Below are 10310 nucleotides of genomic sequence, written 5' to 3'. Positions count from 1 at the left end.
CCCTTCTCGCCGCCCCCCCGCTTTTTGTCGGGGGGGGTGTTGTGGGTTTCTTGTTTTTTTTCTTTTTTTGCCCCGCCTTGGCGCCGGGGGGGGGGGGGGGGGGGTGTTGGGTTTGGGGGGGGGGGGGGGGGCCCCCCCCCCCCCCCCCCCCGGCGCGGGGAGAGCCCCACACGCGTTCGCCGGGACCGCGATGTGCACGAGGTACCGGAACGACAACAACGGCCGGGTTCCTGCCGGCGATTCGTGTGGACCGGGCGGGTGTGTCGTTCAGTCGACGTCCGCCTGGGACGTGCCCATCTTCAGGCCGGCGACCCAGTTGATGGAGGCGGTGCTGGTGTCTGTGCCGAAGTAGGTGCCCCAGCGTGGCTTGTTGCCCTCGTCGTCCCAGGTTCGGGCCCCGGTGCGGGAGGCGAACCGAATCCCGTCCTTGTACACGGACAGGGTGCCCTGCCCCGCGGAGTTGGTGGTGATGCCCAGTCGGACGGAGTGCCAGGCACCCTCGGTCCACGGTGTGCTACCGATGGATATCCAGGTCTCGCCGGGCGCGACATACCAGGCCTTGAGCCGCCCCTCCTCGACCTTCATGAGGACGGGATAGTTCTGGCTGTTCTGGTCGTTGGTGCCGTTGGACTTCCACGGGTATACGGTCTGTGCGTTGCTGGTCTTGGTCATGGAGTCCCAGCCGAACCAGTACGTGCTGTTGTTCCTGGACGTGTACTCGCCTGTCGAGGTGCGCACGCCGTGTCCTTCACAACGCGCCGTGCCGATGGGCTTGTTGAACTTGAAGAACGTGCCGTGTCCGTCGTTTCAGTTGCCCGTCGTGACACTGTCGGGGCTGTCGCACAGTGTGTTGGTGAAGACGCCGGTGCCCTGGGAGGCGTCGCCGTCCCAGATGACGGAGGTGTGCGCGGGAGAAGCACAGAACGTGAGGGCGCAGCCGGCGGCGGCAGCCGCGGTCGTGCATGTGCGCAGGGCCTTTCGGTGCATGGGGTCACCTTTCGGTGGAGGGTGGGGGGGAGAACCGGGGTCAGGTGACAGCGGTGGTGATCGCTGCGCGGGTTGCTGGTCCGTAGCGGCCGAGAGGTTCGGGGATGGCCTGTGCCTGCTGCATGCGCGCCACCGCAGCTGCGACGTCGTGACTGTAGTGTCCGTCCATGGGGCCTGTGTAGAGCCTTAGTTGCCGTAGTTGTCCCTGCATGCGGACCACTGCGCTGCCAGTACTGCCGACAGTGAGAACATCCTGGTCTCCGTCTTCTGGCTCCGGGCTCGTGTGTGGGTTGGACGTGCCGGGGTTCGCCGGGGGAGCGGATTGATGCGCGGGTTTGTCGGCCGAGGACGGTGGGCTCGCGTGAGCGCTCGCGGGCGGGTGCGGAAGGCTGGACACGTCTGGCTGGTGTGGGGCTGCGGTGTGCGGTCGGCTGGGTGTAGAGGTGTGCGTCGGGGCCAGGAACGAGGCGGTTGCCAGGGCGAGTACGGCCGCGATCCCGTAGCCCGAGCGCGGCAGCGGGACGCGTCGTGCGGGGCCGCCCCGTCCCGGTGCGCCGGCGTGGGGGCACCGCTCGTCCGGTTCGCCCTTGCGGCGACGCCTCTTGCCCGTCTTACGGGGTCGGGCGGGTGCGGTGGCCGACGGCACCGAGCAGGTCGGGCCGGCCTCTGGGCGTGACGACCCGGCCGTCCTGTGATGCCCGAGCCCTGGTGTCTGTGCCAAGTAGGAGGACAGGGCGGGGTACATGGACGGATCAGGGGCGGTTGCTTCGGGGCTCACGGGGGCGAATCTAATCGTCGGCGTGCGTTGAAAACGATCTCTGAGAGACCGGTCGGCGATCTTTAAGTCGGCCTTGAGGCCAGACTCAGCGACGGTTAACCACGAGCATCGGCACGAACGACAGCCGCGCTGACGGGTGGGAATCGAAACCTCGGTCAGCAAGTACCCGGCGGCACACCGCATCACTTTGATGAGCTGCAAGGGGCGGTCGGGGAGGGCAGCTGTTGCGTTGCCCGGCCCTCACTGCGGATCGCGCAGATATTGCAGCACCGCGAGCACCTGCCGGTTGTCGTCCGACGCCATCGGCAGCTCGAGCTTGGTGAAGATGCTGTTGATGTGCTTGCTGACCGCGTTCTCGGTGACCACCAGCGCCGCGGCGATCCCAGCGTTGGACCGGCCCTGGGCCATCAGCGACAGCACCTCGCGCTCTCGCCGGGTCAGCCGGGTCAGCGGTTCGTGCGAGTCGAGGCGTGAGACCATCGCGGCCACCACCTTCGGGTCGAGTACGGTCGCACCGCCGGCGACCTCCCGGACGGCGTCGATGAACTTCGGCACGTCGGCCACGCGGTCCTTGAGCAGATAGCCGATCGCCCCCTCGCCGGATTTGAGCAACTCGCGGGCGTACAGCTGCTCCACGTACTGGCTGAGCACCAGTACCGGCAGTCCGGGGCGCCGGATGCGGGCCTCGATCGCGGCGACCAGACCTTCGTTGCGGTAGGTCGGCGGCATCCGCACGTCCACGATCGCCAGGTCCACCTGCTGGTCCTCCAGCGCGGCCGCCAGTGCGACCGGGTCGCCCACCGCGGCGACGACCTCGAAGTCGTGGGCCGCGAGCAGCCGGGTCAGGCCGTCTCTGAGAAGGGTGAGGTCTTCGGCGACGACAACGCGCAACGCATCTCCAAGGTCACTTCGGTCGGACCGCCGACCGGACTCCGCAATGTGACGGCACCGTCGAACACCTCAAGGCGGCGCACGAGTCCGCGCAGGCCCGTGCCCGAGCCGAGGTCCGCGCCGCCCACTCCGTCGTCGCCGACCACGACGGTCAGGCTACCGGCAGCGTGTTTCAGGGCGACCCAGGCACGTCGCGCCCGGCTGTGCTTGACCACGTTGGCCAGGCACTCGTTGACCGCGAAGTACACCGCCGACTCCACCGGTGCCGCCAGTTGCCCGGGGACGTCCACACCGACCAGCGCCGTCTCACCCATGATGAGCCGGGTCACCTGGCCGGGAGTGGCGCCGACGCTCCGCAGCAGCGCCAGTCCGCCGGCCCGCTGCCGGGCCGCCACCGACAGGGTGGTGCCGACGGCGAAGGCCGCAATGATCGCGCCCCAGCCGCCGATTGCCGAGGCCATGATCGTCAGCACGGTCCTGTCGCCGGAGGCCACCGCGGGGCCGCCGGCGGTGTCGAGCATCGCAGCGAAGGCCATCACGATGGCCGCGCCGAGGAAGACGGACAGGAAGCTCGCGACGAAGCCGCCGCGACGGTGCCGTACGGAGGCGATCGCCAGTCCGGTGGCCAAGTCAGACTCCCTTCACGGAGTGCGGGCGGGCGGCGCCGGCGCCCAAGGCGGTTGCGGCAGCGCCCGGGTGGCGCGGATCGCAGTGCGCGGTGGCGGGAGTGCTCGGGCCCCGGCGGGCCGACAGGCCGTCCAGGTGTGCCATCCGGTCGGACACCGCCTTCGCGGTCGGGTTTGGCAGCCGGTCCACCAGCGAGCCGTCGCCCAGGAACAGCACCGTCCCTGCATAGGACGCCGCCACTGGGTCATGGGTCACCATCACCACTGTCTGGCCGAACTCCTCGACGCTCTCGCGCAGCAGCCCCAGCATCTGCCGTCCGCTGGCGGTGTCCAGCGCGCCGGTCGACTCGTCGGCGAACAGCACTGCCGGCCGGGCGGCCAGCGCCCGCGCGATCGCCACCCGTTGCTGCTGCCCGCCGGACAGCTCGGCGGGCAGCCGGTCAGCCAGGTCGGCGATGCCCAGCCGGTCCAGGATCGCGGCCCGTTCCCTGCAGTCCTCGCGCCCGCCCCGCCGGCCGGCGAGCTGCTGCGGGAGCCGTACGTTCTGCATCACAGGCAGGTACGGAATCAGGTTGTACTGCTGGAACACGAAACTGACGCGCGTCCGCCGGAACTTTGTCACCTCCGCCTCATCCCCGGTGGGCAACTCCTCGCCGCCGATGAAGACCTGCCCCTCGGGTCGGCCGGTCGAGCCCGGCCGCGCACTGCAGCAGCGTGCTCTTGCCGGAACCCGACGGCCCCATCACTGAGGTGAAGGTGGCGGATTCCAGGACCAGAGACACCCCGTCGAACGCCGCCACCGGCCTCGACACGCCCTCGTACACCTTCGTCACCGACGACAGCCGCAACGCCTCAGCGGTTGCGCCGCGCATGGGCTGTCCCTCTGCCACGCCGTGCGTGATCATGTCCGCGACCTCTCCTTGGTGCTCCTGGTCCTGCGATGTCATGCTTCGACGCTACGGAGATCGCGGGCGCGGGAACATACGGCCAGGATCCGGTTTCCGCACTACAGAAAACCCCACCGTGCCCTTGCCTGTGCCGGCCGCTCCGGGCGGCTTTCCGAGCTCGCGGGGGACCACGGTAGAGCGGTATGTGTGGTGGATCCCCACCGGGCCGCTCACGACCCTGCCGCTGCACGCGGCACAACGCCATGCCTGACCTGCCGCGCAGGAGAGCCGGCCGGTAACCGCACCACCGGTGCAACTGCCGGATGTTGGGCTGCGCGCGGCACTCAGGGGGACGCGACCGGGTACCGGCGTCAGTGCAGAATCCCGCACTTTCACGTTCCCATTGCAGGCCCTTGTGTCAGCCCCCGCCCTCTGAAGCGCTCAGCCAGTCACACAAGCAGATCCAGGGCCCGCGGCTGGTGTCGGGTCAGTAGTCGAGGTCGAGGTAGTCGATGTCGTTGAGGGTGACGTCGGAGAGTCCCGTGGCGCGGCCTCCGCCGTCTTGGAAGTAGATCTCCTTGAATCCCTCGGCGATGATCCCCCGCATCTCCTGATCATTGGCACCGGCGTTGCGGGCGTCGAACAGGCGTTGCGCGTAGGCCGCAGGGAGGTGCACGGTCAGCCGCCTGAAGCGTCCGTCGTCGGTGGTGCCGACCGGTGCGGTGTACCCGAAACGCGCCCTCGTCTCGATCGTGACCCCGGTCGCGGTGGCAGCCTGCTTCTGCCGACGCCTGCGGACCTGCGGCTGCCAGCGGGCCCGCACCGCGTCGTCGATCTTCACGGCGACGTCGGCGCGGGCGTGTTTGCGGGCGCCGCGGCGGTAGCGGTTGACGGAGTCAGCGGTCACTCCGATCTCGGCCGCGACGGCCCTGGCACTGCCCAACTGCTTGAGCAGGTAGCCGATTTGCCCCTTGAGCGTCTTGGGTGGCTCGCGAGTGAAGGCTTCCCTCTCGGAACGCTCGATCGCGTCGTCGATCTCTGACACGGCTTACTCCCCGTCCTCGAGGACAGCGTCGCCGCCCTTGATGTGGCGGGCCGGGTTGAGGCCCTGCTCCATCAGGTCAACCGCCCACAGCATCGACTGAACGCCCTCCAGCTTCGCCAGGCCAGGGGTGGAGCCGAGACGGAAACTGCCCGGCTGCGGCTTGCCGGACGCCGCATAGGGCAGGAAGTCGAGCGGGCTGTCGCCGGGGCTCGGGTAGACGACGCAGTCGGACAACACGGCGAGCGGGAACAGCCCGGTCATCCTCGACATGTTCAGCAGCTTGCGGTGCATATTGACCCGGGCCTTGGAGATGACGGCGGCGCGGATGTCGGGGCGCCAGGTCGGCCGCTGAAGGGCCGGCCACCGCTCACCCTCCCTGTAGGACTTGCCCTGCGGACGCTCACGCAACTTGCCGACACCGCCCTTCACGGTCGCCTTGATCGCGGCGAGCACCGCAGCCATCGCCGGGTCGGACTGCTTGTGCTGCTCCATCGCGGCCAGGAACGCCGCATCATCCAGGTCCTTGGTGACACCGAGGTCGGCGAGGGTGTCGACGTAGGCGGTCTTGAGCCGGTCGTGCCACGGGTCCAGATACGCACCCCTCTCGCGCCGCAGAAACGCCTCGACCGGAGCCACGTCGCATCCGAGCTCCTGGGCGTAGGCAACAGTGTGCGTCTGGTACCAGGCAGGCCCTGTTGGGCGGCTGCCATCCGGGGTGAACGGACTGGGCAGACGAGGGTCCAGCTCGATGGGGGACAGGTCAACCAGCCACGAGCCAGGAATCTTCGGGTTGAACGTCGGGGCGTGGAAGTGGTCCGGCGCGCTGAGGCCGACGACCAGACGGGCCGCAGCCGCGAGGAACGCAGTGTTGAGATCCAGGCCGACCGCGAAGGGCAGCATGCACTCTTCATCGCTGAGCGAGTCCACCGGCCGCACCCACTGGTACGCCTCTTCGTCGAGGAACCCGCCCGTCCAGCCGGAGTTCACTACAACGGGATGCTCGGCCGTCGCCTCCGGCGGCGCCGGGTCCATCGGCTCTGTGCCGAGCGAGCCCGGATTGTGGCCGGAGACCCAGTCCCCGGACTGCGCATCGCGCTCCGGCTTCGTCGGCGGGCGCAGCGCCGTCATCAACTCCAGCCCAGAGACCGCCGTCGAGCCGCGCGGGGTGATGACCCGCTGGGCGTACACGCCCAGGACGCGGGCGACGTCGGCCGGCTCCATGGCGGCAACGCCGGGCCAGGCCCGCTCATCGAGGGCGTCCCACGACAGGATCGCCAGCTGCACGCACTGCCGCTCGCGCCCCTGCGCCTTGCGGTAGATCCGCGCCCACGGCCCGAACCCGCGCTGCGTGAGCTGCCACTTCGCCTTCGCCACCTGCTTCACGACCGGGTGGTCCTCGGGCAGCCGCAACGAGCGGCGCTGCTCGTGGCCCTCCAGGCGCTCGGGCAGCCCGAGCTTCACGGCCGCGGCCGCGGTGAGCACGATCAGCGGGTCGGAGTCCTTGCCGTAGCGGTTGAGCTTCGCCGCCCCGAGGCCGGACTCGCGCAGCGTCCATTCCACGAGCTCCACCACCGTGGTGGCCGGGCAGTCCAGCACGATGCCGTCGACGCCGTACGCGGAGCCGTTGCCGTCCAAAACGGCGAGCGGACCGTGCGGGAACCGCGGATCGGCTACAGGCCGAGCTGCCTCCCTCGCAACCGGATGCCGCGATGCCGCAGACGGCCCAGTGACGGGACGTGCTGCAGGCCCGGCGGCTGGAACGACGGCAACCTGCGGAGCGTCTGCCAACTCCGCCTCGCACGCGACCGGTTCACGGGACGCTATCGCCGATGTCGTTGCGGCACCCGAGTCTGCACCGTGTGCAGGATGCTTCGCCGCCCACCCGTTCAGCAGCCGCTGGTAGGCGTCCAGGCGCGGCGACTTCGGCTCCGAGCGGCCGTTCTCCCAGTTCTTCACCGACTGAGTCGTCGTCTTCAACGCGGTGGCGAGGCGGGCCTGCGTTATGCCAGCGGCCTCACGCAGCCGGGCACGCTCCGCCGGAGGCGGGAGATGCGGCTCCTCCTCCAGCAGCGCATCGACGTTCGCGAACAGCTCTTCCTCAGATGCCATCAACGTGCACCTTCATGTCAGGACCAGAAGCGGCTTAACCATAAACTTACCCCACCACTTAACCCTCCCGTGCCCACTCCAATCCCAGCGCTTCGAGCGTGGCGAGCTGGCCGGCGCCGAGCTTGGTGCGCCTGCTCTTCTGATTCATGACCCAGACCCCAAGCTTGATCTGGTGTTCTTGGCCGTCGACGACGATCGCCTCTATGTGCCCCCTGGGGATCACCACAGAGCCCGTGCGCTCCTTGTACTGCGCCAGGGCCCGAACACCCTTCTCGAAGGCACTAGAGGACGCCCCGGAGGACTTCGCGGGCCCGGCCTGCTCCGCCTGCTCCATGGGCGTGATGCCGAGCTGCTCCAGGAGCGCACGCTGCCCGTCCTGAAGGCCGCGCCAGACGGCGGACTGGCGCTGCTTGGCGAGCCACTTGCCGATGTCCATGCCGTGGACCGTGACGCCCGGCAGTACCTCGGCCTGGCCGTCCTCGTCACCGACCAGCGCGCGCAGGGCGGCGTAGTGCCGCTGCCAGGGCAGGGGCCAGGACGGGTTCCAGTGCGCGTCTACCTCGTCCAGCGCCATCTTCCACTCCGGGTGCTCCTCAAGTGCGCCGGGGCGACGGAGATTGGACAACCACTGCCCCACGGGCCGGTCGAGCATGGTCGCCGACCGCGGCGCGCACAGGGTCCAGTGCTGCTCGTAGTAGGCGCGGGCCGCCTCGAGGTTCTCCTGGAACCGCTCATCCGCCGGTGACCACACCATGTCGAGCGCCTCCAGACGCCGCGCCCGATGGCCGTTCATCTGCCCGGCCCCGTACGCCCGGCGCTGCTCCGCGACCCACTGCCCGAGCGGATACGGGCCCTCTTTGTACCCGTATGGGACTCGGGCGTGCCCTTCCCGGTCGCGGTACGTCTTGAGCGCGGACCAGCCGCGCGCCCAGTCGAGCTTCTCGGTGTCGATCACGTTGAAATCCACCCAGTTCGCGACCATCACCGGGTCCCGGGGAGCGGCAAAACGCAACAGCATACGAGTTTCCTCCCCGGAATCCTCCTCTTCCTCATCACCGATATGAACAAAAGGACTCACCAGCTCCTTCTGCGGCTCCTGCGGAATAGCCAGCAGTTCCACGGCCTCTTCATCGTGAGCCCTAAGCCCCTGCAATACCTTGACCAACGGCCGATACGAGCCGGAGGTGAACATGTCCTCCGGCACCTCACCCGGCGAGAGAAACACCGGCACGATCAGCGACGCCAGCTTCTTCTCGCCGGGCTGCTGCCGCAACGCGCGCCCGATCGCCTGGACGATGTCGTGCGGCGCGCCCTTCGGATCGAGGAGGGCCACGCAGTCCACGCTTCTGATGTCGACGCCCTCGCCCAGAACCTTGCAGTTGGAGAGCACGGCCCGCCGCGCGGTGATTCCGAACGAGCCGAGGACTCTCCGTCGTTCCTCGGGGACGTGGTCCCCGCACAGCCAGTCGGCCCAGATCTTCGCCGGATACGTCTCCGGCTGGTCCCCGTGCAGCCGCTTCGCAACCTTGCCCAGCCCCTTCGCGTACGCCTCGGCCTCGATCCTCCGGTGATGGAAGGTGATGCAGGTGTTCAAATCGTTCTGCGCCATCGTGTGCAACAAAGCTGCCTGCAGGGCCCCGAGGCGCTGCCCGCGCACCTCCTCACCATGCCGACCCTCACCCATCAACCGCTCCGGGGTGACCTGAGGGTCCCTCAGCTCCAGCACGATGATCTGGTATCGCGCCAGCAACCCCCGGGAGACCGCCGAGGCCAGCGACAGCTTGTACAGCACCGGCCCGAACACGGTCTCATCGTCCATAGAGGCCGCCATCTCCTCGGGGAGCGGATCCCGAACCCCCTCCGCCACCTCCCAACTCGGCGGCCGCTCCTGCCAGACCCGCGGCGTCGCCGTCATGTACAGCCGCCGCCGCGCCGGAACCACCGCCTGATCGTGGATCGCCGCCCACGCCTTGCCCATCGACCCCGAAGTGCGATGCGCCTCGTCGACCACAGCCAGGTCGAGCGGGGCGAGTTGCTGGCCATAGAGGCCCTCGAAGGCCTCCGCCAGCACACCGAGCGAGGCGTACGTCGCGTAGAGGGTGACCGGTCCCGTGCCGTGCCACAGCGCCAACTGCACCGGGTTCGTGGTGCCCCGCACACCCAGGTCCCACAACTCCGGGTCATCCAGCGGCCCGCACACCGCGACCGCCGGCCCCTTGTGCCCCACGGAGGCCCACGCCTTGATCGTCTGGGCCAGGAGATCAAGCGTCGGGACGAGCACCAGGACACGGCCCTTGGGCACAAGCCGGCGGGCCGCCGCGGCGGCGATAATGGTCTTTCCGGTCCCACACGCCGCGTGGACCTGCCCGCGCAAGCCGTCCGCGGGAATGCCCCCCGGCGGAATATCGAGGCCGCGTACGATGGCGGCAACCGCTTCGATCTGATGGTCTCGCAGCTTGACGGCCATTTCCCGGACTCTCCTTATCGCGGAACCGGCGCGAAATCTGAAAGGGATTTTCCCGAGCGGCACGAACAGCTCGGGTGTGGTGTCTGAGGCCAGACTCTACACAGTGCATCACCGTGATGCATCTACCTTGGTATAAGATGCGCAGCGTCGAGCAATCATGGCCGAATACTGCGCACGGGGATACGTCATCGTATATGCTGCTCGAAGCATTCTAGGAATTCCGTAACGGCGCTACACCGGCCGGAGGAGGGGTTCGGGTGGAGCGCAGCGGAACCCGTCACTGCATGAGGCCGACACCCTTTGAACCTGATGACCTGTCAAGCCCCATAGTGAGGTACCGGTAGAGAATCCCAAGCCCTACACAGGCCCGCACACGATGCACCCTTCTCCGTAGCCAGCCCTTAGTGATCGCGCTTGCGCGATCACCCACTATTCGCGCTTGCGCGAATAGTGTCGCCTTGAAATTCCGCTTGCGGAATTTATTCCCGCGCTTGCGCGGGAATTCAGCGGCGCGCTTGCG

General features: G+C 68.5%; 9 protein-coding genes and 1 pseudogene. All 10 read right to left on the bottom strand.

Going from position 1 to position 10310, the window contains the following annotated elements:
- Positions 1–267 precede the first annotated feature (267 nt).
- Positions 268–738, bottom strand: a complete 471-nt coding sequence (locus ABT004_RS34540) for a hypothetical protein (RefSeq protein WP_351345134.1) — start codon at positions 736–738, stop codon at positions 268–270.
- 69 nt (positions 739–807) lie between these two features.
- Entirely contained in the window at positions 808–987 is a 180-nt protein-coding gene (locus ABT004_RS34535) for a hypothetical protein (RefSeq protein ID WP_351345131.1), read from the bottom strand.
- 40 nt (positions 988–1027) lie between these two features.
- Positions 1028–1732 (bottom strand): peptidoglycan-binding domain-containing protein, encoded by a 705-nt coding sequence (locus ABT004_RS34530; RefSeq protein ID WP_351345137.1) that lies wholly within the window; start codon positions 1730–1732, stop codon positions 1028–1030.
- Positions 1733–2005: 273 nt separating this feature from the next.
- Entirely contained in the window at positions 2006–2656 is a 651-nt protein-coding gene (locus tag ABT004_RS34525) for a LuxR C-terminal-related transcriptional regulator (protein ID WP_351345129.1), read from the bottom strand.
- Positions 2608–3285: an FtsX-like permease family protein gene (locus ABT004_RS34520; protein ID WP_351345127.1), complete on the bottom strand. Its 678-nt coding sequence runs from the start codon at positions 3283–3285 to the stop codon at positions 2608–2610. Before ABT004_RS34520 ends, ABT004_RS34525 begins: the two co-directional genes overlap by 49 nt.
- A 1-nt stretch (position 3286) precedes the next feature.
- Positions 3287–4154: pseudogene (locus ABT004_RS34515) on the bottom strand (ABC transporter ATP-binding protein).
- Positions 4155–4656: 502 nt separating this feature from the next.
- Positions 4657–5214, bottom strand: a complete 558-nt coding sequence (gene tpg, locus ABT004_RS34510) for a telomere-protecting terminal protein Tpg (protein WP_351345124.1) — start codon at positions 5212–5214, stop codon at positions 4657–4659.
- 3 nt (positions 5215–5217) lie between these two features.
- Entirely contained in the window at positions 5218–7323 is a 2106-nt protein-coding gene (gene tap, locus ABT004_RS34505; protein WP_351345121.1) for a telomere-associated protein Tap, read from the bottom strand.
- Positions 7324–7381: 58 nt separating this feature from the next.
- Complete coding sequence (locus tag ABT004_RS34500; protein WP_351345118.1) at positions 7382–9790, bottom strand: DEAD/DEAH box helicase; 2409 nt, start codon at positions 9788–9790, stop codon at positions 7382–7384.
- A gap of 277 nt (positions 9791–10067) precedes the next feature.
- The coding region (locus tag ABT004_RS34495) for a hypothetical protein (protein ID WP_351345115.1) at positions 10068–10310 on the bottom strand (243 nt) is incomplete at its 5' end.

The organism is Streptomyces sp. NPDC002790 (assembly GCF_040295505.1).
Lineage (GTDB): Bacteria > Actinomycetota > Actinomycetes > Streptomycetales > Streptomycetaceae > Streptomyces.
Note: the sequence above shows the minus strand (reverse complement) of the source record. Positions and strands in the feature narration are given on the sequence as shown.